The sequence below is a fragment of the Paenibacillus sp. FSL R7-0272 genome (assembly GCF_037969905.1).
In the GTDB taxonomy this organism is placed as follows: Bacteria; Bacillota; Bacilli; order Paenibacillales; family Paenibacillaceae; genus Paenibacillus; species Paenibacillus polysaccharolyticus.
Map to the genome: position 1 here is coordinate 2,470,754 of NZ_CP150221.1, position 24,942 is coordinate 2,495,695.

At 44.8% G+C, this 24,942-nt stretch carries 25 protein-coding genes; all 25 read left to right on the forward strand.

Annotated features, from left to right (window positions below; genetic code table 11):
- Positions 1-45 precede the first annotated feature (45 nt).
- The 25 genes from MKY23_RS10965 (at position 46) to fliY (ending at position 24,938) form a co-directional block, all read left to right on the forward strand.
- Positions 46-501: a MarR family transcriptional regulator gene (locus tag MKY23_RS10965; protein WP_154886384.1), complete on the forward strand. Its 456-nt coding sequence runs from the start codon at positions 46-48 to the stop codon at positions 499-501.
- A 248-nt stretch (positions 502-749) separates the two neighbouring features.
- Positions 750-1,910 carry an ADP-forming succinate--CoA ligase subunit beta gene (gene sucC, locus MKY23_RS10970; RefSeq protein ID WP_090923884.1) on the forward strand — a complete coding sequence of 387 codons (1,161 nt, stop codon included), beginning with the start codon at positions 750-752 and terminating at the stop codon, positions 1,908-1,910.
- 63 nt (positions 1,911-1,973) lie between these two features.
- Positions 1,974-2,903, forward strand: a complete 930-nt coding sequence (gene sucD, locus MKY23_RS10975) for a succinate--CoA ligase subunit alpha (RefSeq protein WP_090923883.1) — start codon at positions 1,974-1,976, stop codon at positions 2,901-2,903.
- Between the two features lie 243 nt (positions 2,904-3,146).
- Complete coding sequence (dprA, locus tag MKY23_RS10980; protein ID WP_339837949.1) at positions 3,147-4,277, forward strand: DNA-processing protein DprA; 1,131 nt, start codon at positions 3,147-3,149, stop codon at positions 4,275-4,277.
- Positions 4,278-4,371: 94 nt separating this feature from the next.
- On the forward strand, positions 4,372-6,471 hold the full coding sequence (topA, locus tag MKY23_RS10985; RefSeq protein WP_090923881.1) for a type I DNA topoisomerase: 2,100 nt from the start codon (positions 4,372-4,374) through the stop codon (positions 6,469-6,471).
- A 22-nt stretch (positions 6,472-6,493) separates the two neighbouring features.
- On the forward strand, positions 6,494-7,831 hold the full coding sequence (gene trmFO / locus MKY23_RS10990; RefSeq protein ID WP_339837952.1) for an FADH(2)-oxidizing methylenetetrahydrofolate--tRNA-(uracil(54)-C(5))-methyltransferase TrmFO: 1,338 nt from the start codon (positions 6,494-6,496) through the stop codon (positions 7,829-7,831).
- A 24-nt stretch (positions 7,832-7,855) separates the two neighbouring features.
- Positions 7,856-8,398 carry an ATP-dependent protease subunit HslV gene (hslV, locus tag MKY23_RS10995; RefSeq protein WP_090923879.1) on the forward strand — a complete coding sequence of 181 codons (543 nt, stop codon included), beginning with the start codon at positions 7,856-7,858 and terminating at the stop codon, positions 8,396-8,398.
- Between the two features lie 116 nt (positions 8,399-8,514).
- Positions 8,515-9,921, forward strand: a complete 1,407-nt coding sequence (gene hslU / locus MKY23_RS11000) for an ATP-dependent protease ATPase subunit HslU (RefSeq protein ID WP_339837956.1) — start codon at positions 8,515-8,517, stop codon at positions 9,919-9,921.
- Positions 9,922-10,924: 1,003 nt separating this feature from the next.
- The gene (flgB, locus tag MKY23_RS11005; RefSeq protein WP_090923877.1) at positions 10,925-11,332 is read left to right on the forward strand and encodes a flagellar basal body rod protein FlgB; all 408 of its coding nucleotides are present in this window, start codon (positions 10,925-10,927) and stop codon (positions 11,330-11,332) included.
- Between the two features lie 5 nt (positions 11,333-11,337).
- Positions 11,338-11,790 carry a flagellar basal body rod protein FlgC gene (gene flgC, locus MKY23_RS11010; protein WP_090923876.1) on the forward strand — a complete coding sequence of 151 codons (453 nt, stop codon included), beginning with the start codon at positions 11,338-11,340 and terminating at the stop codon, positions 11,788-11,790.
- A gap of 56 nt (positions 11,791-11,846) precedes the next feature.
- Positions 11,847-12,161, forward strand: a complete 315-nt coding sequence (gene fliE, locus MKY23_RS11015; protein ID WP_154958960.1) for a flagellar hook-basal body complex protein FliE — start codon at positions 11,847-11,849, stop codon at positions 12,159-12,161.
- Between the two features lie 131 nt (positions 12,162-12,292).
- A complete protein-coding gene (fliF, locus tag MKY23_RS11020) occupies positions 12,293-13,879 on the forward strand; it encodes a flagellar basal-body MS-ring/collar protein FliF (protein ID WP_339837965.1) in 1,587 nt (528 codons plus the stop codon).
- Between the two features lie 11 nt (positions 13,880-13,890).
- Positions 13,891-14,907, forward strand: a complete 1,017-nt coding sequence (fliG, locus tag MKY23_RS11025) for a flagellar motor switch protein FliG (RefSeq protein WP_090923874.1) — start codon at positions 13,891-13,893, stop codon at positions 14,905-14,907.
- Positions 14,900-15,757 (forward strand): FliH/SctL family protein, encoded by an 858-nt coding sequence (locus MKY23_RS11030; RefSeq protein ID WP_339837968.1) that lies wholly within the window; start codon positions 14,900-14,902, stop codon positions 15,755-15,757. The genes fliG and MKY23_RS11030 overlap by 8 nt, the downstream gene beginning before the upstream one ends.
- Positions 15,744-17,063 (forward strand): flagellar protein export ATPase FliI, encoded by a 1,320-nt coding sequence (fliI, locus tag MKY23_RS11035; protein ID WP_145329755.1) that lies wholly within the window; start codon positions 15,744-15,746, stop codon positions 17,061-17,063. Before MKY23_RS11030 ends, fliI begins: the two co-directional genes overlap by 14 nt.
- Positions 17,064-17,073: 10 nt before the next feature.
- Positions 17,074-17,523: a flagellar export protein FliJ gene (gene fliJ / locus MKY23_RS11040; RefSeq protein WP_090923871.1), complete on the forward strand. Its 450-nt coding sequence runs from the start codon at positions 17,074-17,076 to the stop codon at positions 17,521-17,523.
- A 43-nt stretch (positions 17,524-17,566) separates the two neighbouring features.
- Positions 17,567-18,505 carry a kinesin gene (locus MKY23_RS11045; protein ID WP_154958958.1) on the forward strand — a complete coding sequence of 313 codons (939 nt, stop codon included), beginning with the start codon at positions 17,567-17,569 and terminating at the stop codon, positions 18,503-18,505.
- Positions 18,506-18,542: 37 nt separating this feature from the next.
- The gene (locus tag MKY23_RS11050) at positions 18,543-20,006 is read left to right on the forward strand and encodes a flagellar hook-length control protein FliK (RefSeq protein ID WP_339837973.1); all 1,464 of its coding nucleotides are present in this window, start codon (positions 18,543-18,545) and stop codon (positions 20,004-20,006) included.
- 19 nt (positions 20,007-20,025) lie between these two features.
- The gene (locus MKY23_RS11055) at positions 20,026-20,583 is read left to right on the forward strand and encodes a flagellar hook capping FlgD N-terminal domain-containing protein (protein ID WP_339837976.1); all 558 of its coding nucleotides are present in this window, start codon (positions 20,026-20,028) and stop codon (positions 20,581-20,583) included.
- The gene (locus tag MKY23_RS11060; protein ID WP_339837979.1) at positions 20,580-20,963 is read left to right on the forward strand and encodes a TIGR02530 family flagellar biosynthesis protein; all 384 of its coding nucleotides are present in this window, start codon (positions 20,580-20,582) and stop codon (positions 20,961-20,963) included. Before MKY23_RS11055 ends, MKY23_RS11060 begins: the two co-directional genes overlap by 4 nt.
- Before the next feature lie 81 nt (positions 20,964-21,044).
- Positions 21,045-21,863, forward strand: a complete 819-nt coding sequence (gene flgG, locus MKY23_RS11065) for a flagellar basal body rod protein FlgG (RefSeq protein WP_339837982.1) — start codon at positions 21,045-21,047, stop codon at positions 21,861-21,863.
- 66 nt (positions 21,864-21,929) lie between these two features.
- Positions 21,930-22,151 carry a flagellar FlbD family protein gene (locus tag MKY23_RS11070; protein ID WP_056700597.1) on the forward strand — a complete coding sequence of 74 codons (222 nt, stop codon included), beginning with the start codon at positions 21,930-21,932 and terminating at the stop codon, positions 22,149-22,151.
- On the forward strand, positions 22,151-22,609 hold the full coding sequence (locus MKY23_RS11075; protein WP_154958954.1) for a flagellar basal body-associated FliL family protein: 459 nt from the start codon (positions 22,151-22,153) through the stop codon (positions 22,607-22,609). Before MKY23_RS11070 ends, MKY23_RS11075 begins: the two co-directional genes overlap by 1 nt.
- A 39-nt stretch (positions 22,610-22,648) precedes the next feature.
- Complete coding sequence (fliM, locus tag MKY23_RS11080) at positions 22,649-23,647, forward strand: flagellar motor switch protein FliM (RefSeq protein ID WP_090923864.1); 999 nt, start codon at positions 22,649-22,651, stop codon at positions 23,645-23,647.
- Positions 23,637-24,938 (forward strand): flagellar motor switch phosphatase FliY, encoded by a 1,302-nt coding sequence (fliY, locus tag MKY23_RS11085; protein WP_221790559.1) that lies wholly within the window; start codon positions 23,637-23,639, stop codon positions 24,936-24,938. The genes fliM and fliY overlap by 11 nt, the downstream gene beginning before the upstream one ends.
- The last annotated feature ends 4 nt before the right edge of the window (positions 24,939-24,942 follow it).

Sequence of the window (24,942 nt, forward strand, 5' to 3'; positions counted from 1 at the left end):
TGAGATATGCAATTTAAAGTACATTAGGCAGGTGAGATAGCTAACATGCAGACAGACCGTTTAAAGCTGGATAATCAATTATGCTTCGCCATATACGCTTGTTCACGTGAAATTACAAAATTGTACCAGCCCTATCTGGAAGTGCTTGGTGTAACGTACTCTCAATATTTGGTATTAATGGTATTGTGGGAGCGGCAGGAATGTACCGTTAAGGAAATTGGTGAAGCTCTGTACCTCGATTCAGGTACGCTGACGCCTCTTCTCAAACGATTACAGTCAGCCGGGTTCATCCATCGTGAGCGCTCTGCACAAGACGAGCGTAAAGTGTTGATTACACTAACCGATGCGGGACGTGAACTTAAGAATAAGGCATTATCCATACCTGAAGCCATTCAGGGAGATGCTTGCCTGAACAGCACAGAGTTTGAAGCACTGCTTGGGCAGTTTAAAGGCTTGCTCGAGAAAGTTCATGAATCGAATATAAATGCCGCTAAAAAATAATAATAAAAGTCTCCATGTGATGAAAACCTTAGCCTAATCGGTTGAGGTTTTTTCCATATATATCCAAGCATTCACAAAAAGGGATCATATCCATATCAAAATGCTGTCTATTAACCATTACTTTTTTAAGGAAAGCGTTTTAAAAACATGTTACAATGAATTGGGTTTAAGTGAAAATAGTCAACATATGTCTTTTGTTCGTCTACCAGCCCGCCTTGTTGCAGTCATGTTGATAGGAGGATTCGAGAATGAATATCCATGAATATCAAGGAAAAGAAGTACTGAAACAGTATGGAGTTACCGTTCCAAACGGAAAGGTTGCTTATACAGTCGATGAAGCGGTTGCGGCCGCAGAGGCACTGGGCAGTCCGGTGACTGTAGTTAAAGCGCAAATTCACGCAGGGGGTCGGGGTAAAGCCGGCGGCGTGAAAGTAGCAAAAAGCACAGAGGAAGTTCGTGCCTATGCCTCCGAAATTTTGGGCAAAGTATTAGTAACCCATCAGACAGGACCAGAAGGTAAAGAAGTAAAACGTCTTTTGATTGAAGAAGGATGCGATATCCGCAAAGAGTATTATGTGGGTGTTGTTGTCGATCGTGCTACAGGACGTGTAGTCATGATGGCTTCCGAAGAAGGCGGAACAGAGATCGAAGAAGTAGCTGAAGCTACACCTGAGAAAATTTTCAAAGAGGTAGTTGACCCTGCGATCGGGTTGCAAGTGTTCCAGGCACGCAAACTGGCTTACAGCATTAACATTCCGAATGAACTCGTGAATAAAGCTGTGAAGTTCATGCTTGCGTTGTACAAGGCATTTGTCGAAAAAGATTGCTCTATTGCCGAGATCAACCCACTGGTTGTTACCGGAGATGGAAACGTTATCGCGCTGGATGCAAAGCTGAACTTTGACTCCAACGCTCTCTTCCGTCACAAGGATATTCAAGAACTTCGTGACTTGGATGAGGAAGATGAAAAAGAAATCGAAGCTTCCAAATACGACCTCAGCTACATAGCGCTTGACGGCAACATTGGCTGTATGGTTAACGGTGCGGGACTTGCGATGGCTACGATGGACATCATCAAATATTACGGTGGAGACCCGGCCAACTTCCTTGATGTTGGGGGCGGTGCAACAACAGAGAAAGTTACGGAAGCATTCAAGATCATTCTGTCTGATGCCAAAGTAGCCGGTATCTTTGTTAACATCTTTGGTGGTATCATGCGTTGTGATGTCATTGCCAACGGTGTTGTTGAAGCAGCGAAGCAGCTTGGCCTGACCAAACCGCTGGTTGTTCGTCTTGAAGGAACTAACGTGGAACTGGGCAAACGTATTTTGGGTGAATCCGGCCTGAATATCGTTCCTGCTGATTCCATGGCCGATGGAGCACAGAAAATTGTTGCCCTCGTAAAATAGGTTCATTCCTTCGTACCGGAGCTGTCCGGGAATTGAAAAATAACCGTAAGGATGTGAAGCAACGTGAGTATTTTGATCGATAAAAATACAAAAGTCATTACGCAAGGCATTACGGGTTCAACGGGAATGTTCCACACGAAGGGCGCATTGGACTACGGAACCCAAATGGTAGGCGGTGTTACGCCAGGTAAAGGCGGAACCAATGTTGACATCACGCTGGAAGACGGTTCAGTAGTCAGCTTGCCGGTATTCAACACGGTGCAGGAAGCGAAGGAGGCTACTGGCGCAACAGCGAGCGTCATCTATGTTCCTCCAGCATTTGCAGCGGATTCCATTATGGAAGCTGTAGATGCGGAACTGGATTTGGTCATCTGTATTACTGAAGGTATTCCGGTACTGGATATGGTCAAAGTAGACCGTTTCATGGACGGAAAAAATACAGTATTGATTGGGCCTAACTGTCCAGGTGTGATCACACCGGGCGAGTGTAAGATCGGCATTATGCCTGGATACATTCATATGCCTGGACATGTTGGTGTCGTTTCACGTAGTGGAACACTGACGTATGAGGCTGTTCATCAGCTCACAACTCGTGGTATTGGCCAATCTTCTGCGGTAGGTATCGGAGGAGACCCGGTTAAGGGCTCCGAGTTCATCGATATCTTGAAACGTTTCAATGAAGATCCACAGACACATGCTGTCATCATGATTGGTGAGATCGGTGGTACTGCGGAAGAGGATGCAGCAGAATGGGTAGCGGCTAACATGACTAAACCGGTGGTAGGATTCATCGGTGGTGTTACAGCGCCTCCAGGCAAACGTATGGGTCATGCGGGTGCGATTATTTCTGGCGGTAAGGGTACAGCCAAAGAGAAAATTGCGAAGCTGGAATCATGCGGTATTAAAGTTGCTCCGACACCAGCGGAAATGGGCTCCACTTTGGTAAGTGTGCTCGAAGAACGCGGTATTTTGAATTTGTGCACGACACATTAATCCTATTCCGTTATAATAGAAGAAACAGCACGGAAATGATTCATTTTCGGAGCCGTTGATTCATCAGACGGTAAAGGTAAGCAACCTTTTGTCCTTTAAACAGGGCGAAGGGTTGCTTTTTTGCGTTTTTTTAGAAAAATGAGGGCGAACTACTTTAGTGTGCAGAATATGTTAACGTGTGCAATTTATCGTTGTTTATCACACAAATAGAGGGCAATTTGCCCTCTCACAGGAGGCAGAAACATGGAAGAACGTTGGATTTTGCTTGGACTCTATGAAATGGAAGGCATCGGTAAGAAAAGTGTTGCAAAATTGATGACAGGTCAGCACTCGTTGCGGGAGTTGCTTTATTACGAGGAAGGAGACTGGATTGAAGCTGGACTGAGGAAGGATCAGGCGACTCGTTTGGCTAGAGAATTTAATGCCGGCTGGATTGAGAGTAGAAGAGAGCAGGTTTATGATCGCGGGATCGAGGTTATTACTTATCTGGATTCAAATTATCCTATATTAATGAAGGAAACCGCTCAGCCTCCCTGGGTGATGTACACTCGAGGAGACACTCGGTTATTACATCAACCTTCGATTGCGATGGTAGGAACAAGGATGCCTACAGTTTATGGGCGTAAAGTTGGGGAAAAGCTTGCAGAACAATTATCTCTTGCGGGGTTAACTATTGTCAGTGGACTTGCCAGAGGTATTGATCGTGTGTGTCATGAAGCTGTATTACGAGCAAATGGTAAAACGATTGCTGTTTTTGGTACAGGGGTAGATATGGTTTATCCACCTGAAAATACGAGCCTTGCAGAACAAATTGCTGAAACGGGTCTACTCTTGTCAGAGTACCCTCTGGGAACCAGGGCTCGTCAGGGCCTTTTTCCCGAGCGAAACCGGATTATCGCAGGATTAACATTGGGAACGCTCGTTGTAGAAGCGGATGTACGAAGTGGTTCTCTCATCACCGCAGATGCAGCACTCGAGGCAGGCAGAGATGTATTTGCAGTTCCAGGGCCGATTACTTCGCCGAAGAGCAGAGGGGCACATAATTTAATACGACAGGGGGCCAAATTGGTCACTTGTGCTACTGATTTATTAGAAGAGTATCGTTTGGACTTGCCAAATGCAGAACAACTTCCTTACAATAGAGGACGTTCGGCAGAAATGTCAGGACATGCGGAGCAAGGTTTATTTCCAAAGGTGAAACTTTCTACAGATGAACGACGTATCATCATTTTACTTGAGCAGGAAGAGCAGTCTTTAGATCAATTGATAGATCGGTTGGGTTGGGATTTTGGACATTTACATTCAGTTCTGTTATCTTTAATCATAAAAAAGCAGATTAGCCAATTACCTGGAACCAAATATGCTAGGGTATGACGATGCTGCAACCTGTGCAGTATGTGGAGTATATAATACGAAGTATGAAGTGAAGTACAAGAAACAGTTTCATGACTGAGAGGAGGATGGACCTATGGCGGATGCACTCGTAATCGTGGAGTCGCCCTCAAAGGCGAAGACGATCGGCAAATATTTAGGCAGCAAGTTCATCGTGAAAGCTTCGATGGGACATGTACGCGATTTGCCAAAGAGTCAGATCGGCGTTGAGGTAGAGAATGATTTTAATCCGAAATATATTACGATCCGCGGCAAAGGTTCAGTATTAAAGGAACTTAAGGATGCACGAAAGAAAGTGAAAAAAGTGTATCTCGCGGCCGACCCGGATCGTGAGGGTGAAGCCATTGCCTGGCATTTGGCACATGCACTTGAACTGGATGACACGGCTGATTGCCGAGTTGTATTTAATGAAATCACCAAACAAGCGGTTAAGGACGCATTCAAAACGCCGCGTAAAATAAATATGGATTTGGTCAATGCACAGCAAGCTAGACGTATTCTGGATCGGCTCGTGGGTTACAAGATCAGTCCACTATTATGGAAGAAAGTAAAAAAAGGATTATCAGCAGGACGAGTTCAGTCTGTTGCCGTCAAAATTATTTTGGATCGTGAAAATGAAATTGACGAATTTGAACCGGAAGAGTACTGGAGCATTACAGCCAAACTGAGTGCAGATGGCAATCCATTCGAGGCGAAGTTTCATAAGTTGAACGGAGCGAAAACAGAGCTTGGCAGTGAAGCTGAAGTACAAGCGATTTTGAAACAGATCGAAGGTGCTGATTTTACAATCAAGGAAGTGAAGGAGAAAGAGAGAACTCGAAATCCTTCGGCGCCATTTACGACAAGTTCACTGCAACAGGAAGCGGCACGTAAACTTAATTTCAGGGCTTCCAAGACGATGTCGGTTGCGCAACAGCTTTATGAAGGTGTAGACCTTGGAAAAGAAGGCACAGTCGGTCTTATTACGTATATGCGTACAGACTCGACTCGTATCGCTGCTTCCGCACAGGAAGAAGCCAAAGAATATATCGTTGGAAAGTATGGTGAGACATTTGCACCAGAGAGCCCGCGGAACTATTCCAAAAAGGCTTCCAACGCTCAGGACGCGCACGAAGCGATTCGTCCGACTTCCATTTTGCGTGACCCAGATTCGATAAAGTCGTTTATGAGTCGTGATCAGTTCCGTTTATATAAGTTGATATGGGAACGTTTTGTAGCAAGTCAGATGTCTTCGGCTATTCTGGATACACTTTCGGTTGACATCGCTGCAGGAGATACGATCTTCCGTGCTGCGGGTTCCAAGGTGCGCTTTCAGGGATTCATGAAAGTGTATGTAGAAGGCAATGACGATGGTACAACCGAGGAAGATCGTTTGTTGCCTCCGCTCAAGAGCGGAGATGTGCTGAAAAAGCAGGAGATTGAGCCTAAGCAGCACTTTACGCAGCCGCCGCCACGTTATACCGAAGCACGGTTGGTTAAAACCTTGGAAGAGCTCGGCATAGGTAGACCAAGTACTTATGCGCCAACACTGGAGACCATTCAGAAACGTGGATATGTTGCGATCGAAGAGAAAAAGTTTATGCCGACTGAGCTGGGAGAACTGGTCATTGAGCAGATGGAAGAGTTTTTCCCGGAAATCCTGAATGTGGAGTTTACCGCGAATATGGAAGGCGATCTCGACCATGTAGAGGAAGGCTCTGAAGATTGGGTTAAAGTGTTGGCTGAATTCTATGAATCTTTCGAGAAACGGCTAGAGTTTGCTGAGGAAGAAATGAAAGAGATCGAGATCGAAGACGAGGTCTCGGATGAGATCTGTGAGAAATGTGGCAAGCCGCTCGTATATAAACTGGGTCGTTTCGGAAAGTTTCTCGCATGCTCAGGATTCCCTGACTGTCGCAATACGAAACCGATTATTAAAGACATCGGTGTAACATGTCCGAAGTGTAAGGAAGGGCATGTCGTGGAACGCCGCAGTAAAAAAGGACGTATATTCTATGGCTGTGACAAATATCCGGAATGTGATTTTGTATCTTGGGATAAACCTTCCGCTAAACCTTGTCCGAGCTGTGGATCGTTAATGATTGAGAAGCGAAACAAAAAGGGAACAAGATTGCAGTGTACTTCATGTGATCATCAGGAGCCGGTGGAAGAATCGGATGATGAATCAACGGATTAGCATATGATGGGGGTAAATGATTTTGACAAGTGAACAACAAGTAACGGTTATCGGTGCGGGATTGGCTGGATCAGAAGCAGCGTGGCAGATCGCCAGTCGCGGTGTGCGAGTGAAGTTATATGAGATGAGACCGGTTGTCAAAACACCGGCTCATCATACGGATAAATTTGCAGAACTCGTCTGCAGTAACTCTCTACGTGCCAATGGACTGGCTAATGCAGTTGGCGTGTTGAAAGAAGAAATGAGGATGTTGAATTCGCTCGTACTCGGGGCAGCTGATCGACATGCTGTTCCGGCAGGAGGAGCCCTGGCTGTGGATCGGGATGGCTTCTCGGGTGAGATTACATCGACTTTGCATCAGCATCCGCTGATTGAAGTGGTGAATGAAGAACTTACTTCACTTCCAGAGGAAGGCATTGTTGTTGTAGCGACCGGACCACTGACTTCGCCGGCATTGTCCGAGCAGATTAAAGCATTGATGGGTGAGGAATACTTCTATTTCTATGATGCTGCTGCTCCGATTATTGAAAAAGATTCCATTGATATGAACAAGGTATACCTTGCCTCTCGTTATGACAAAGGAGAAGCGGCTTATCTCAACTGTCCAATGACAGAAGAAGAGTTTGAACTCTTTTATGAGGCTCTGATTACTGCAGAGGTTGCTCAGTTAAAAGAATTCGAAAAAGAAATCTATTTCGAAGGTTGCATGCCGATTGAAGTCATGATGAAACGGGGCAAACAAACAGCATTGTTTGGACCGATGAAGCCGGTAGGTTTGGTTAATCCGCATACGGGTGAATTGCCTCATGCTGTAGTACAGCTTAGACAGGACAATGCGGCGGGAACGTTGTATAACTTGGTAGGTTTCCAAACGCACTTGAAGTGGGGAGAACAGAAACGTGTCTTCTCTCTGATTCCGGGTCTTGAGAATGCTGAGTTTGTGCGCTACGGTGTCATGCACCGGAATACATTTATTAACTCACCGAAGTTGCTTCGTCCAACATACCAATTCAAAGAGCGCCCTAATTTGTTCTTTGCTGGTCAGATGACAGGGGTAGAAGGATATGTTGAATCTGCCGCATCGGGTCTTATTGCCGGCATGAATGCAGCTAAAGCAGCGTTAGGACAAGAACTTGTTGTACTGCCGGTAGAAACGACACTAGGTAGCATGGCCCAATATATTACAACAGCGGATTTCAAGCATTTCCAGCCAATGAATGCTAACTTCGGTTTGTTACCGAAATTGGAAACTAGAATCCGTAACAAAAAAGAAAAAAATGAAGCACTTGCAAATCGTGCCCTGGATGGTATCGCCAAGTTTATTGCTTCAGAAGGTCTAACCGTTCCGGAACGCGTATAAATTATTCGTGGGGGAGCTGATATCATGGATATGTCATTTCATGCGACGACGATCTGTGCTGTCCGTCATAATGGCAAGGCAGCGATTGCGGGCGATGGTCAGGTAACTATGGGCCAGAGCGTTGTGATGAAGAATACAGCCAAAAAAGTAAGACGTTTATATCGTGGACAGGTTGTTGCTGGCTTTGCCGGTTCTGTAGCTGATGCAATTACACTGTTTGAAAAATTCGAAGGTAAACTGGAAGAGCACCATGGCAATCTGCAACGGGCGGCGGTTGAACTTGCAAAAGATTGGCGGCAGGATCGCATACTGCGGAAGCTCGAAGCTTTGTTGATTGTAATGGACAAAACAGGAATGTTGCTTATTTCAGGTGGCGGCGAGATAATCGAACCGGATGATGATATCATCGCGATCGGTTCAGGTGGTAATTTTGCTTTATCCGCTGCGCGGGCGCTGAAACGTCACGCTGGACAGATGGAAGCGAAAGATATTGCGCGTGAGTCTCTTCAGGTGGCTTCCGAGCTGTGTGTATACACGAATAGTAATATTATCGTCGAAGAATTGTAGGAACAAAGAAATCTCCCGTACAGGAACAAGATGTTACATCTGCTCCGGTTTACGTTAAGGAGATTCTTTGCTCTTGTGGCTGAATTGACGTCAACATACTTGTAGGAGGGAAGCTTATGAATTCTCAAGCTTTAACGCCAAGACAGATTGTTACGGAACTGGATAAATATATCGTAGGTCAAAAACAGGCGAAGAAATCAGTGGCAGTAGCCCTTCGTAATCGCTATCGACGTAGTCTTTTGCCAGAACACACACAGGATGATATTGTACCTAAAAATATACTGATGATTGGGCCTACAGGCGTCGGTAAAACGGAAATTGCGCGTCGTCTTGCAAAACTAGTAGGGGCACCTTTTGTCAAAGTCGAGGCAACCAAGTTTACCGAAGTGGGATATGTTGGACGTGATGTGGAATCCATGGTTCGTGATTTGATTGAAACATCCCTGCGTATGGTCAAGCTTGAACGAACTGAACAAGTGAAGGACAAAGCGGAAGAAGCGGCTAACGAGCGCATTGTACATATTTTGGCTCCTTCTCAGTCCAAGTCTAAAAATCAGCGTAATCCGTTTGAAATGATCTTTGGGAACAACGGGAATGGAAATACCCCTCAGGATCAGGATGAACCTGAACCTGACACAAACGTTGCTGAGCGTCGTCGTAAAATCAAATTCGATCTATTGTCTGGTAAACTGGAAGATGACATCATTGAGATCGATGTAGAGGACAATACGCCGAACATGATGGATATGTTTGCTGGCCAGGGTAATGATCAGATGGGCATGAACATGCAGGAGATGTTTGGCAGTTTGTTGCCGCGCCGTACGAAGAAACGTAAGTTGGTTATTAAGGAAGCACGTAAAGTGCTTATTCAAGAAGAAGCAGGCAAATTAATTGATATGGATGATGTGACTCAGGAGTCCATAAGACGTGCAGAGCAGACAGGCATTATTTTCATCGATGAGATTGATAAAGTAGCCAGTCAAGGTCGTGGAAGTGGTCCAGATGTTTCCCGTGAAGGCGTTCAGCGTGACATTCTACCGATTGTTGAAGGATCAACGGTCATGACCAAGTATGGGCCTGTCAAAACGGATTATATTCTGTTTATGGCGGCTGGTGCATTCCATGTGGCTAAACCTTCAGATCTGATTCCGGAGCTTCAGGGACGCTTCCCTATTCGTGTGGAGTTAAACAGTCTTACCCTGGAGGAGTTTGTTTCTATCCTAACGGAACCTCAGAATGCGCTAACGAAGCAATATGTCGATTTGCTCCGCACAGAGAATATTGAGATTGAGTTCTCGGAGGATGCAATACGCGAGATTGCCAAGCTCGCGGAAGCTGTTAACCAAAACACAGAAAACATTGGGGCTCGCCGTCTGCATACTATATTGGAAAAACTTCTGGAAGACTTGTCCTTCGAGGCTCCTGAGCTTACGTTGGAACGTATGGTGATTACACCAGAGTATGTACGTGAGAAATTACATGATATTGCGACGGATCGGGATTTAAGTCAATACATCCTTTAAGTAAGAGCAAAAGGTAATGAATGTAGCTTCTAGTATCACATGATAAGATGGTTGTATGGAATAAAACATGGGGTATGTACCATAAACAGTGAACATTAATCAAGATGTTCTGTGCTTTTATACAGAGCATGCTGTGTTAGGTGTCGTGTTTATGGATACATATCCTTATTTATATTATGGTCTAACCTTTTCTGATGATTGGACCGATAATAGAGAGGTGGCGATCATTTATGCTGAAAATTAGGACTTGGGCCGCATGGATAACTGTATAAAGGGTAGCGGATTAGTTGGTATTCCTATTTTTATGCAACCATGTATTTCCATTAAAAGAATTTTAATTATTTAAATGTTATCTGGTGCTAAGCGAATAAACCGGAATATTTTGCGCAAATGTGCAAAACGTCGTTTTGTGGAAAATGGAGAAGGCATCAATTGTTTTCTAAATATAAAATAGTAGTGACCTATACAATTGTTAAGAAAGTGTTGCGTCAGAAATGATAGTTCCAATGAATTTTCATACATAAAATGTGAAATAAAGTAGAGTTGGCTACATAAAAATACAGTGTTTTATAAGCTTAAAACCCTAATATGACGGTAAAAAATGCTAAACTTAACAAATTGAAATCCTATTGCGGAAAGGTACATTTAAAGGTGCTCAGACTGAAATACAGGCTGGAAAAATGAGTTTTATTTTAAGAATGTTTAAGGGGATGCCTCAAGATTGTTAACACATTTTTGATTTGGGACTGAATATTTACGAAAAAAATCATATTTTGCAGAAAATACACAAAAAGCCCTCTCTTTAAGAAAAGATAGGGCTTTTTTCTTATTGTAATATATCCCAAACTCGAAGAAACTTATGTTATACGACAACATCAGAGTTAATTCTACTTAAGTCCTAGAAAACCGTGTAAACACGAATGTTTTTGTCGAAAAAACAACAGCAGTTTCGCGTGAAAAGATTCAATCTTTTTCCATATATACTAATGAGAGGAGGGATATTGTGAATCTTTTAAACGATATTAGCTTTAAAAGATTACAAGGTGCGCTCGATGCGTCGAACATGCGACAACGAACGATAGCTGATAACGTAGCGAACGCCGATACCCCGTATTTCAAGCGATCAGACGTTTCTTTCGAAGAAATGTTACAGGATCAGATGAGCGGTGATTTACCTGTTCTTAAAGGGAAAGTAACGGATCCAAGGCATTTTGTCATAGGTCCTTCCTCTTTAGTACCAACGCCAGTAGTTAATATGGACCAGTCCACTTCCATGAATAACAACCAGAATAATGTGGACATTGATCGAGAGATGAGCCTTCTGGCGGATAATCAATTGCGTTACAACGCTTATATCCAGCAAGTGAACGAACAAATTAAAATGATGCGAGTAGGCGTAGAAGGGAGATAACCGCGTTGAACATTAGCAACAGTTTTGGAATCAGTGCTTCGGCTCTTACAGCTCAACGTTTGCGTATGGACGTCATTTCTTCCAATATAGCAAATGCTGAAACCACGCGCGCGAGTATGTCGAATGGGGTCGCAGTTCCTTATAAGCGGAAAATGGTAGTGCTTGAACCGAATAAAACATCCTTCAGTACGATGTTACAAAACCAGATGCGTGGTGGAGGTTCAGGTGATGGTGTAAGAGTAACCGAGATTCGGGAAGATCAGTCGCCATTCAAACCGGTTTATGACCCGACTCATCCAGATGCAAACGCAGAAGGGTATGTGTTCATGCCTAATGTGGATATTGCAAAAGAAATGGTCGATATGATCTCGGCTTCACGTTCTTATGAGGCTAACGTTACTGCACTGAATTCAACCAAAGCGATGATTTCTAAAGCGTTAGAAATTGGAAAAGGTTAAACTGTTGCATTCTTCGACAACGAACTGAAAAGAAGAGATAAAAGGGAGGGGAATTTATGATTCAGAACAATATGTTAAACGCTCAGGGAGTTCAGCCGTTGCAGATGAAGAGTGTAGGAACTGAAAATAAACCTTCTACACCGGCCGAAAGCATTCAGAGCTTCGGTACATACTTACAAAATGCACTGGGCTCTGTAGCCGCACAGGAAACCCAGGCCCATGAAATGTCAAATCAATTTTTGGTAGGTAAAGCGAATGTAGATCAGGTGTTGATTGCTTCCGAACAAGCCCTGCTTAGTCTGCAACTTACCACTCAGGTACGTAACAAAGTGGTTGAGGCATATCAAGAGGTTATGCGCACACAACTATAAGAGTTCATTTGCGCAAACAGTAGCGCTGATCATTACGACAAGCAGCTGCGATGCTGCTCCTGATCAAAGCTAGGAGAACGCTCAAGCTTTTGTCAGGACAGACTAAGCAAAGTTTCGGATGGGGTGACAGAGTGAATGAGAGAATTGCCCAGTACAGGGACAAGGCATCACAGTACTGGAATAGCTTTAGCAAAAAGCAGAAAACATTATTTATTTCAACCTTCTTATTTCTGATTTTGGCAGCAGTGGTTCTCACGATGCAGTTATCCAAGACAGAATATGAAGTGGCGTTCACAGATTTAAATGCAAGTGATTCAGCTGGTGTCATCAATTATCTGAACTCATCTAATATCCCATATAAACTTAGCGCGGACGGAAAAAGTATTTCTGTACCCAGTACAGATGTAGCGCTGACCAAAGTGAATATCGGATCCCAAGGCATCATACAAAATGGTTCCCTTGGTTATAAAGCATTTGAAAGCTCATCATCACCAATCGGTATGACAGATAAAGAGTTTGATGTGAAATATAACAATGCGTTAAACGGAGAAGTTGAAAAGCTACTCCAGCGTATGCAGGGGATTCAGGATGCCAAAGTCCTTGTTAACATGCCAAAAGATAATATCTTTGCAGGTTTGGAAGAACAGGACAAAGCTTCGGCTTCCGTAGCATTGCAATTTAAACCGGGGTATCACCCGAATCAGGCAGCTGTAGATGGATACTTTAATTTGGTTAAAACAGCTGTTCCGAACCTGCCCATCGAGAACATCACGATCACGAACACGGATGAGGCTGAACTCGTTCCAACCGCTCGCGGTGGCAGTGGTGGCTTGTCATCTGAAGTGCAGGAGAACATGGCATTACAGAAAAAGTTTGAGAGTGACGTGCGAAATAACGTGAAGCAATTCCTCTCTCAAATTGTAGGTGAGGATAAGGTCAACGTTTTGGTGGCCTCCAAACTGAATTTCGATAAAGTGACAAGCAAAGAAAATCTCGTTACACCTGTTGATCAAGAGAACATGAAGGGGATCGAAATCAGTGTACAGCAAATTCAGAAGAGCTACACTGGTGGGGGAGCTCCGACAGGTGGTGTAGCAGGTACCGGCCAACAGGACGTTCCAGGGTATCCTTCTTCTGATTCTAATAGCAATGCGAATTCGGAAGAATCATCAAGCACGATAAATTATGAAGTGAATCGAATTGCCAAAGATATCATTTCAAGCCCATATACTGTAAAAGATTTAACCATCAACGTGGCGGTTGAACCACCCGCAGGGCAAAACGAATTACAACAGCCTGTTCGAGATGCGATCGAAAATATTCTAGTTAATATCGTTCGCGCGTCATTGGCAGACTCAGGCACAACAATAACTGACGCAGACCTGACAAAAAAAGTATCAGTCATGTCACAGGGCTTTGCAACAGCTGCAGATGCCAATACGGGCTTCCAGTTGACACCTGCAATGATGTGGGGTGGCGGAGCACTTATTGCGGTCCTGATCGCTGCGGTAGTGATCTTGTTAGTACGTCGTCGTCGTAAACAAAATGAGATCCAAGAAGAGGAAGAAATCCCGCTTCCAGTAGCAACAGAGTTCCCGTCCATAACATTGGACAGTGTGACGAACGAAAGTCAGGTGCGCAAACAATTGGAGAGTTTGGCCAAGAAAAAGCCGGACGAATTCGTCAATCTGCTGCGTACGTGGCTGGCTGACGAATAGAGGTGAACGCATTGGCAAAGGCAGGCAATGCCGGATTAACTGGCAGACAAAAAGCAGCAATATTATTAATTACATTAGGTCCGGAAGTGTCTGCTCAGATCTTTAAACATCTCCGTGATGAGGAGATTGAGCAGCTTACGTTGGAAATTGCCAACGTGCGTAAGGTTGATGCATCCGAAAAGGACATGATTATGTCCGAGTTTCATCAGATTTGTTTGGCACAGGAGTATATCTCTCAGGGCGGTATTACCTATGCAAAGGAAATTTTGGAGAAAGCACTCGGCTCCTCCAAAGCGCTTGAAGTTATTAATCGTTTGACAGCTACGCTACAGGTCAGACCTTTTGACTTCGCACGTAAAGCTGATCCGAATCAGATTCTGAACTTTATTCAGAATGAAAGTCCGCAAACGATTGCGCTTGTACTTTCTTATCTGCAATTTGAGCAAGCTGCGGCCATTCTGTCCTCTCTCCCTCAGGAGAAGCAAGCAGATGTTGCTCGTAGAGTAGCTGTGATGGACAGCACTTCACCAGAAGTTATTTCACAGGTGGAACGTGTGCTGGAACAAAAGTTGTCTTCTACAGTGACGCAGGATTACACAAATGCAGGCGGTATCGAATCCATCGTTCAGATTTTGAATGGTGTCGATCGGGGGACGGAACGTACGATTTTGGACTCCCTTGAGATACAGGATCCGGAACTTGCAGAAGAGATCAAAAAACGGATGTTTGTTTTCGAAGACATTGTCAATGTGGACGATCGCTCCATTCAACGTATTATTCGGGATATCGACAATGCCGACCTGCAACTTGCACTCAAAGTCGCAAGCGAAGAAGTACGTGAAGCTGTATTCCGTAATATGTCGAAACGGATGTCCGAAACATTCAAGGAAGAGATGGAGTTCATGGGCCCTGTGCGGCTACGTGATGTGGAGGAAGCTCAGACACGTATCGTAGGTACGATCCGCAGACTGGAAGAAGCTGGCGAGATCATTATCGCACGTGGTGGAGGAGATGATATCATTGTCTAATTTGATTAAATCTTTCCAGTATGTACCGGTAGAAGACCATAAAAGGCTCGAAAATCATCACCATTATGGTGGTGAAGATGAGACTGGATTGGAAGAGGACGGTGCAGCAGTTTCTGAATCGGAAGTGCTTCAGGCACGAGTCGATGAAGAGACAGAGCGTCTTACTGCTGAGATGCTGGAAGATGCCAAGGAGTTTGCGGAAAAGCAGGTGCGTGATGCTTCGGAAGAGGCGGAGCGAATGCTTCAGGAAGCCCAGGAACAGATTAAACGCTGGTGGCAGGAGCAACGAGAGCAGGATGAACATCTGACAGAAGCTCTCCGCGCTCAAGGTTTTCAGCAAGGGTTTGAAGAGGGACGAGCACAAGCTGAACTGGATCTCCAGGTGAAGATCGAAGAGATGATGAAAGAAGCACAAGGGGTGCTTCAGGAAGCGTATGTTGCCAAAGAACAGATTATTCAGGAAGCCGAGCCGTTTCTTGTTGAACTTGCTTGTGGCATAGCGGAGAAAGTGATAGATAAGCAACTTACGGTAGAGCCTGAACAAACGATTGAGCTGATACGTCAGAGTTTGTCCAGAAAAAGGGAGCAAGGACAGATCGCGCTCTGTGTGGCGCCTGAGCAGTTTTCTTTTGTACAAGCTTCAAGGGAGGAACTTGCTCTTTCCATTGATTCGCAGGCAGAGTTACAGATTTTGCCTGATGCTACGGTTAAAGATAAGGGCTGTGTTATCCGTTCTTCATTTGGAAGTGTTGATGCAAGAATTGATACACAGCTTGCCGAGATCAAAAAGGAACTGATCCGCATAGCACTTGAGGATGAGGAGCGAAGAAATCAACATGAAGGTTCTTAGTTCACAGCGTTATATGGAGCATCTGCGGCAGTTTGATCCTGTGCGTATAAATGGAAAAGTAACCCAGGTCATTGGGCTTATGGTGGAATCAGAAGGACCGGATGCCAGCATTGGCGACGTATGTTACATCTATCCTGGCAAATCAGCTAAGCCGCTACAGGCTGAAGTTGTGGGGTTTCGGGATAACAAGGTGTTGCTTATGCCGCTTGGAGAACTTCAATCCATTGGTCCGGGTTGTGACGTGGTCGGAACCGGTAAACCTTTAGGAGTACAAGTAGGCTCTGAATTGCTTGGTAAAGTGTTGGACGGACTGGGACAGCCGCTTGACGGTTCATTGTTGCCATCCCGAATGCCGATGTACTCTACTTCCAATACCCCTGTTAACCCTATGGATAGACCGCGTGTGCTTGAAACGATGAGTGTAGGCGTTAGGGCAATTGATGGCTTGCTCACTGTAGGCAAAGGACAGCGTGTGGGTATATTTGCCGGTTCAGGTGTCGGGAAAAGTACATTGATGGGCATGATCGCTAGAAATACCGCTGCGGATGTGAACGTGATTGCACTGGTGGGTGAGCGTGGACGGGAGGTTCGTGACTTTATCGAACGGGATCTTGGTCCGGAAGGCCTGGAACGGTCTGTCGTCATCGTGGCAACATCAGATCAACCTGCTCTGATCCGAATCAAGGGGGCTGTCATAGCGACGACGATTGCGGAGTATTTCAGAGATCGGGGCATGAACGTGATGTTAATGATGGATTCGGTGACCCGTTACGCCATGGCGCAAAGGGAAGTCGGTTTGGCAGTAGGAGAACCGCCGGCGATGAGAGGTTATACACCTTCCGTTTTTGCAAGTCTGCCGAAACTGTTAGAACGTGCAGGAACAGGTCCCACTGGCTCGATAACGGCCTTCTATACTGTTCTCGTCGATGGGGATGACATGAATGAACCAATTGCAGACGCAGTCCGAGGGATATTGGATGGTCATATCGTGCTGAACCGTGCGATAGCGAATAAAGGTCATTTTCCAGCGATTGATGTGCTTGCAAGTATCAGCCGTGTCATGAAGGACATCGCTCCTGAAGAGCAGATTGATGCGGTTAACAATATGAAACGTCTGATGGCAGTGTACAAAGAGTCCGAAGATTTGATTAACATCGGTGCGTATCAACGGGGATCAAATGCAGCTATAGATGAAGCGATGGATCAGATTGATCATATCTGGGATTTTACGAAGCAAAAAGTTGATGAAAAGGTAACGTTAAGTGAAGTACAGGAGCGTTTGATTCTTGAATTCGCAAGGAGATGAAGGGTAAACGATGAAATTTCGATATCATTTCCAGAAGGTTGTTGACCTGAAAAGCAATGAGAAGACACAGGCAGAATGGATGTTATCCACAGCGATCGGTAAACTTCAGACGGAAGAAGAGCATTTGTTGCAATTGATTAATGATCGAAATAATTTGATGAACATTATTCAAGCGGCAACTGAAAATTGTGCTTCCGTATCCAGTTTGCAGGAAATGCAGCGATATGCATATCACCTTGACGAATGTATATCGCGTAAGAACAGTGATGTCGAGCATGCTCAGGTCAATGTGCAGCGGAATCAGAGCTTTCTGAATGGTAAAGTAGTTGACGAAAAAGTGTGGCTTGGAGCGAGAGATAAAGCTAAAGGCAGATTTCAGCAGGAGATGCTCCTCCGGGAACAGAACGATCTGGACGAGATGGCTACTGTACGCTTCGCCGCCAAAGCCCGTGCGAACTGATGTGAGCCGGAAGCGAAGTTGTCTCGTGAAGGAGGAATGAACGGTGGCTGTAAAAGACACTGATATCGAAAAAGAGTCCGGGAGTGGATGGGAAAAGTTTCTCATGATTTCGATCCCGATTGTATTCACGGTTGTGCTCTTAGGTGTACTGCTTACTCTATTTAATGTAGATATTCGGAATAACGCGCTCGAACTTGCCAAAAAAATTCCTGTAGTCAAGAATTGGGTACCTGATCCGGTGCTTGATCCGGAGAAGGAAAAGTTGGAAAAGAGCGAAAAGCAGGTTGAAAGTGCGGAAGCAACGATTGAAAAGCTAAAATCTCAGGTTACTGCGAAAGAAGCAGAACTGAAAGCGGCCAAAGATGCGACTACTGCGGAGACGCAGAAAACAGCTGATTTGCAAAAGAAATTGGATGATGCAAATAAGGCTTCTGAAACAGCTGCAGCTTCTGAACCGGAAACCGAAAGTGATTATCAGAAGCAGATTAAAAGTCTGGCTAAAATGTACGCTGATATGAGCCCAAGTAAAGCTGCGCCGATTTTGCAAAATATGACGAATGAAGAAATGGTGCTTATGTTGAGCGCGATGCAGTCGACTGCCCGGACGAAGGTGCTGGAAAAGATGGATCCGAAGACTGCAGCGGATGTGACCATGCTGATGAAGGATGCGAAGCCTTCAGGCGATCTTGCTTTGGATGCCCTGCAGTCCCGATTAAAAAAGGAAACAGCAGCAACGACTACGACAACAGGAACCAATAGTAAAAATTTGGATAAAAATCAGTTGAGCCAGACCTTTGCTTCGATGTCTGCGTCAAGCGGAGCCAAACTATTGCTCGAAACCTATAAAATTAGTCCGGATAAAACACTGACCATACTCAATTCAGTTAATGATGCAACACGATCCCAGCTGCTTGAGAACATGTCTAAAGAAGATTCGGTTGAGACAGCCAAAGTATTGAATCGGCTAATGGGCAATAAGTAACAATTCTATTCTTAATGCATGGAGGGGAGGTGAAAAAATGTCACTCGTATATCAAATGAACGCTGGGGCTTCTTCCAAAACTTCTGGTTCAACACAGTCATCAACAACGCAGTCTAAAGGTTCGGTTACAGGAACTGGAGCTGAGTTCTTGCAGACGCTGGCACATTCATTGGCTGGGGGAAGCGGAACTGGTGAGGGTACTGATGGAACGAATGGTGCAGTAACAACAAAGACGTCTGCTCCGTTGATGTTTACTTTTGCCTCAGAAAATGAAGAAAATAACACATCTGTAACGGACGCGTTAAGTTCACTATTAGTTGGTACGGATTCGTCAGGTTTGATGGAAAAGCTTGAAAAATTATTTGGTGATTTGGATACGTTAGACAAAGCTCTGGAAAATGATCCGGCCTTGCTTGCAGGTCTTCAATCGTTGATCCAGCAATTGTACGCATTATTAAATAAAGATTCAGATGGAAATCAGCAAGCTTCACTAAGTGAGGTTGGTTCTAATTTAGATCAAGCTCCTACATCTGCATCTGCTGTTGAACTGTCTCAGCATCCGGCTGCAGTCCGTTTTGTATTACAGGATGTGCTGACACAATTGGCAACGGAAGTTCTTAAACCAGGTCCTAATGTAGTCAAGAGTGCTCCCGAATTCCAACACTTACTTCAGCAGTTGCAGAGTCAGTTGAAGGAAGCTGGAGTCGAAACGGATGGGAAAAAGGGTTGGTCTGAACTCAAATCGATACTGAATACATTCTCAGCAATAAAGGATGCAGCTGTTCAAACACCTAACGGTGCTCCGACTACAGTATCCAAAACAGATGGGATAACATCTCAGACGACTGCATCAGCAACAGTTCAAACAGAATCTAAAGCAACAACAGTGACGGTTAAAAATGACTCAACACCCTTTGCCGATGCGCAACCTGTAATCCATCATTCAAACATTGTAACAGCTGGCGAGTTGTCCTTGCGAAGTTCAGGTACAGTCGTGAGCAAACCCGCTGAGCCTGTCATGCAAGCAACGAATTTTGCCAAAGAAATGACGCAATTTGTGGTGAGCAAGCTGGATATCGTGAATCAAAAAGGATTTTCTGAAGCCACAATCTCTCTCCGCCCTGAACATTTGGGGAAATTGGATGTACAGATTACGTTGCAAAACGGACAATTGGTTGCCAGGTTCATGACAGAACATGTCATGGCGAAAGACATGCTCGAACAACAGATGATGCAGTTACGTTCCTCGTTACAGTCTCAGGGCATTCAGGTGGAACGGCTCGAGGTCACTCAGAACAGTTCGCTCGGATCTGAAATGTATCAGGATGGCGGACGTCAACAAGGAAATCAATCTCAGCAACAAAAACGTTCCCGTGAGCGTGGGGAGCATACCGATGAAGCTGTGACAGCCGCGGGGTTGCAGGAAGAGTTGCGCAACTGGCGTAGCGAGCAAGTGGAAGGTAGCGAAATTCAGAGAGATTCATTTACTGCAGAGGCTTAAACAGGGATGAGGTGAATATATGGCAAATGAAATTGTTTCTACTAATAATACGTGGCCTAATTACGCGGCTGCAAATAGAGCAACAACAAGTGCTGCAACGAAAGAACTTGGTAAGGATCAATTTCTGAAAATTTTGATTACGCAGTTGCAGAATCAGGATCCGATGCAGCCGATGGAAGATAAAGAGTTTATCGCTCAAATGGCGCAATTTAGCTCAGTGGAGCAACTGGTTAACATCTCTACGCAGCTTAAAACGTTAAATCAGTCACTTGGAGCGGTATCGGGTATGATCGGTATGGAAATCAGTTGGCTTTCTTCTGATAAAACAGACAGTGGTACGCTTCGTCAGGGTACTGTAGATTCAATCATTGTGCGAGACGGCGTTCAGTATGCAAAGGTGGGCAACGACGAAATTAAACTGGATGAAATCATTCAGGTGAATCGTGCCAAGCAAGCTGAGGAAACGAAGCCAGCCGCCCAGAACGTTCAAAGTGATGCTACAAATACTAATGGTAGTAACCCGTCTGATGTGAATGCCGGGACGAGTGAACCTGAAGATCGAGAGCAAAGCATATGAGTGACCGCATAACCGTTGGACAGTTATATACGGGTTCTGTTACTCCAAATATGCTTCGCAAACCTCAAACGGGAGACACATCTGGCACCCCGTCCAAACCCTTTGCTCAAGTACTGGAAGATAACCTTTTAAAACTCAGCAATCATGCAGCTAAACGATTAGAACAACGTGGTATCGAGTTGAAAACCGAACAAATGAAACAAATTGGTTCTGCACTGGACAAGGCTGCTGCCAAAGGGGCAAAAGAGTCACTCATTTTGATGCAGGATATGGCTTTTATCGTCAATGTCAAAAATCGTACTGTCGTTACAGCAATGGATAGTGAAAGTATGAGAGATAATGTCTTTACTCAAATCGATAGTGCTGTAATTATTTCATAGCCGGCTGGCCCTTCTCGGGAGCCGGAATGCCGCTGACCGACTGATGCGGCAACCAATTTAAGGCTGGGAGGATTTTGTAAAATGTTGAAATCGATGTACTCAGGCGTTTCCGGGATGAGGGGTTTTCAAACCAAACTCGATGTCATTGGTAACAATATCGCGAACGTAAACACGGTTGGATTTAAAGGAAGCCGAGTGATGTTCAAAGACATTATGAGTCAAACGACTAAAGGGGTAACGGCTCCAACAGATACACCTTCGGGTGGTGTCAATGCACAACAAATTGGTCTTGGTGTTTCAGTAGGATCAATTGACACAATGCATTTGGCAGGAAGCCCGATGACCACGAATAATCCAACTGACCTTCGAATCAATGGAGACGGATTTTTCCTGGTACGTTTGAGCGATGCGCAAGAAGTACCTTACTTGACTCGTGCGGGTGATTTCCATGTTGATGCTGCTCGTAACCTGGTAACTTCTGATGGATTGTTCGTAGTGGATAATGGTGGTGCCAACATCACGATCCCGGATGATGCTGTATCTTTTACCATTGGGCAGGATGGGTTTATCAATCAGACGATGGCTGATGGAACGGTTCAAGCCGGAGCGCAGCTGGGGATTGGTAAAGTTGTTAACCCTTCAGGTCTAGAGAAAATTGGGGGCAACTTGTATCGTATGACGGCGAATGCCAATCCGGATGGTGCACTTGCTCCGTTGACAGCAAATAGTGCAGAAGACGGTACGGGGGCTATCATTGCTGGTCAGCTCGAAATGTCCAATGTTGATTTGACGAATGAATTTACCGAGATGATTGTGTCACAGCGTGGTTTCCAAGCGAACTCCCGGATCATTACAACATCAGACGAAATTCTTCAAGAGGTCGTTAACCTGAAACGATAATAACTGATTAGTGATTTTGAAATGGTGGGGGAGCTTGCTCCTCCACTATGATTGAGGGGGCTTGACATGATTTCAGTTACGCGGTTAAATGGTTCTCCCATGTGGTTAAATGCGCTGATGGTCGAAATCGTGGAAGAGACGCCGGACACGTATATTACTCTGGTAACGGGAAAAAGATTAATCGTGCTTGAAAAGGCCGATGAAGTGATTTCCAAAATCAAAGAATACAACCGTGAAATTGGAGTTCAGGCAGCCACGATTAAAGTGCAGCAAACGGAGGAGTCCTGATGAAAAAGATGATGCCCTGGATTGCAACAACGTTGCTTGCAATCACACTCATTGTGGTCGTAGTTTTTGTATTTATGCAAAGTCAAAACAAGAACGACAATACACATACAGCGGCAGCTGCTGAAGAAAAAAAGCTGACAGCAGATGAAATTGTAGAGGTTTCATCCGAGCTTGGACAGATTAAGACCAATTTGGCTGATGCAGATCGTATTATTATGGTTAGTTTCTCTTTCAAGTTGTCGGATAAGAAAGCTAAAGAAGACTTTGAGAAAATTAAAAGTATTACGGTTAAGCCAATCATTATTGAGGCGCTTGCGGATACCAAAGCTGAGGCACTGAGTTCGGCAAAAGGTATGAAACAATTCAATGAGAAACTAACGGGGCTAATTAATGAGGCATTGCCTGAGCCGAACTTGAAAAGCACAAGTGTTTCAGACATTGTTATAGCACCAATGTAATGAATAGAACAAGCTGTAGACCTGTAAGGGGGTGAGAACATGGTGGATGTATTATCACAAAACGAGATTGACGCCCTATTAGCAGCCCTTTCTTCAGGCGAAATGGACGCCGAGGAATTGAAAAAGGAAGAAACTCAGAAGAAAATCAGGTCTTACGATTTTAAACGGGCAGTGCGTTTCTCCAAGGATCACATTCGAAGTCTGACGCGTATTCACGAAAACTTTGCTCGTTTTCTCACCACTTATTTTTCGGCCCAGCTGCGGACGTTCGTTCAGATCAATGTTGTGCAGGTAGAACAGTTGCCTTATGACGAGTTTATCCGTTCTATTCCCAAGATGACGATTTTGAACATTTTCGAAGCAGAGCCATTACAGGGACGAATGGTCATGGAGGTTCACCCGAACGTGGGTTATGCGATGCTGGATCGTCTGCTAGGAGGTACAGGCAGTGCTCCTACAAAAATTGCAAGCATGACAGAAATTGAAACGACGATTATGGAACGCATATTCAGCCGAGCCTTCGAAAGTTTGCAGGAAGCCTGGAAGACGGTACTGGATATCTCGCCTAGAATGGAAGCACTGGAGACGAATCCTCAGTTTATGCAGATTGTATCTCCCAATGAGACCATTGCCTTGATCTCGCTAAGTACCAAAATCGGCGATACCACAGGCATGATCAATTTGTGTATACCGCATGTCGTTCTTGAGCCTATTATGTCCCGGTTATCAACACATCAGTGGTTTGTTTCAGAGAAGAAAACGAGAGCTCCGGAAGAATACGAAGCGCTGAGATCACGTGTAAACAAAGCCAAATTACCAGTTGTAGCCGAACTTGGTGAATCCAGAATTTCGATAGCCGAGTTTTTAGGATTATCGGTTGGCGATGTCATTACGCTGAATAAACCGGTGGAAGAGGGGCTTTCCATTAAAGTTGGTGACAGACTGAAGTATATTGGCAGTCCGGGAACGATTAAGGACCGTGTGGCTGTGCAAATAGATCAAATTGTCACCGAAGGAGTTGAAGAATTTGACGAGTAAGGATTATTTATCCCAGGAAGAGATCGACGCTTTGCTTCGGCAATCGGAATCCATCTCGAGTTCTGAACCCGCTGAGAAAACGGTTGATGATTTTCTGACGGAGCTGGAACAGGATGCCTTGGGGGAGATTGGTAACATCACTTTTGGCAGTGCTGCGACTGCGTTGTCCACACTATTAGGCCTTAAAGTGGATATTACAACACCTAAAGTATCAATTATTAGCCGAACACAGTTCGAAGAAGCGTTCCCTAAGCCACATGTTGCTGTTCATGTGAACTATGTGGATGGATTCGAAGGCATTAACTCACTGGTTATCAAAAAGAGAGATGCGCAAATTATCGCTGATTTAATGCTGGGCGGTGAGGGAAATCCGGCTGACGAAGAATTGAACGAAATTCACATTAGCGCGGTACAGGAAGCGATGAACCAAATGATGGGGTCTTCTGCCACATCTATGTCGACCATCTTCAACCGGTTTGTTAATATTTCTCCTCCAGGGATTGATATTCTCAACTTGGAAAGCGGCGAAGGTGTGACCAATCTACCACCAGATGAAACACTCATTCAAGTTTCATTCCGTCTGTTAGTAGGGGATCTGATTGATTCGAATTTGATGCAGTTGCTTCCTGTACATTTTGCGAAAAACATGGTGGATATGTTAATTGGAGGTGCTCAAGAGTCGACCTCCAGTGCTCCTGTAGCTTCAACACCCGAGCCTGCTCCGGCGCCAGTGGCACCACCAACGCCGCCACCGGTTATGGAACAGCCACCGGCTCAGCAACAGATGCCTCCACAGGCTCCACAGCAGCCTGTTCAGGACTATAGTGGATATGGTCAAGCTCCGATGGGGATGCCTCAAGGTATGCCTCCACAGCAACCATACGGTATGCCACCGCAGCAACCATATCATATGCCACCACAGCCAGCCTATGGTGAGCCTCAACACTATGGTGCTGCGCCAAATAGGAATGTGAATGTACAGCCTGTTCAATTCGCCAATTTGCAAAATGGGGCTTTTGCTAATGTAGACGAGAACAATTTGAATTTATTGATGGACATTCCCCTTAAAGTCACCGTAGAATTAGGAAGGACCCAAAAGCAAATTAAAGATATATTGGAACTATCACAAGGTTCGATTGTCGAACTGGATAAGTTGGCTGGTGAACCTGTTGATATTTTGGTAAATAACAAACTGATCGCCAAGGGTGAAGTTGTCGTCATTGACGAAAACTTTGGTGTTCGTGTTATAGATATTCTAAGCCAATGGGACCGTATTCAGAAATTACAATAAGCAC

Excerpts from the sequence above, each read along its gene's own strand:
- fliI (WP_145329755.1), top strand. The coding sequence starts at position 15,744 with ATGAAGGTTCTTAGTTCACAGCGTTATATGGAGCATCTGCGGCAGTTT.
- MKY23_RS10965 (WP_154886384.1), top strand. The coding sequence starts at position 46 with ATGCAGACAGACCGTTTAAAGCTGGATAATCAATTATGCTTCGCCATA.
- MKY23_RS11055 (WP_339837976.1), top strand. The coding sequence starts at position 20,026 with ATGGCAAATGAAATTGTTTCTACTAATAATACGTGGCCTAATTACGCG.
- fliM (WP_090923864.1), top strand. The coding sequence starts at position 22,649 with ATGGTGGATGTATTATCACAAAACGAGATTGACGCCCTATTAGCAGCC.
- fliJ (WP_090923871.1), top strand. The coding sequence starts at position 17,074 with ATGAAATTTCGATATCATTTCCAGAAGGTTGTTGACCTGAAAAGCAAT.
- MKY23_RS11070 (WP_056700597.1), top strand. The coding sequence starts at position 21,930 with ATGATTTCAGTTACGCGGTTAAATGGTTCTCCCATGTGGTTAAATGCG.
- hslU (WP_339837956.1), top strand. The coding sequence starts at position 8,515 with ATGAATTCTCAAGCTTTAACGCCAAGACAGATTGTTACGGAACTGGAT.
- hslV (WP_090923879.1), top strand. The coding sequence starts at position 7,856 with ATGGATATGTCATTTCATGCGACGACGATCTGTGCTGTCCGTCATAAT.
- MKY23_RS11075 (WP_154958954.1), top strand. The coding sequence starts at position 22,151 with ATGAAAAAGATGATGCCCTGGATTGCAACAACGTTGCTTGCAATCACA.
- MKY23_RS11050 (WP_339837973.1), top strand. The coding sequence starts at position 18,543 with ATGTCACTCGTATATCAAATGAACGCTGGGGCTTCTTCCAAAACTTCT.
- MKY23_RS11060 (WP_339837979.1), top strand. The coding sequence starts at position 20,580 with ATGAGTGACCGCATAACCGTTGGACAGTTATATACGGGTTCTGTTACT.
- dprA (WP_339837949.1), top strand. The coding sequence starts at position 3,147 with ATGGAAGAACGTTGGATTTTGCTTGGACTCTATGAAATGGAAGGCATC.
- sucC (WP_090923884.1), top strand. The coding sequence starts at position 750 with ATGAATATCCATGAATATCAAGGAAAAGAAGTACTGAAACAGTATGGA.
- topA (WP_090923881.1), top strand. The coding sequence starts at position 4,372 with ATGGCGGATGCACTCGTAATCGTGGAGTCGCCCTCAAAGGCGAAGACG.
- flgG (WP_339837982.1), top strand. The coding sequence starts at position 21,045 with ATGTTGAAATCGATGTACTCAGGCGTTTCCGGGATGAGGGGTTTTCAA.
- fliE (WP_154958960.1), top strand. The coding sequence starts at position 11,847 with ATGATTCAGAACAATATGTTAAACGCTCAGGGAGTTCAGCCGTTGCAG.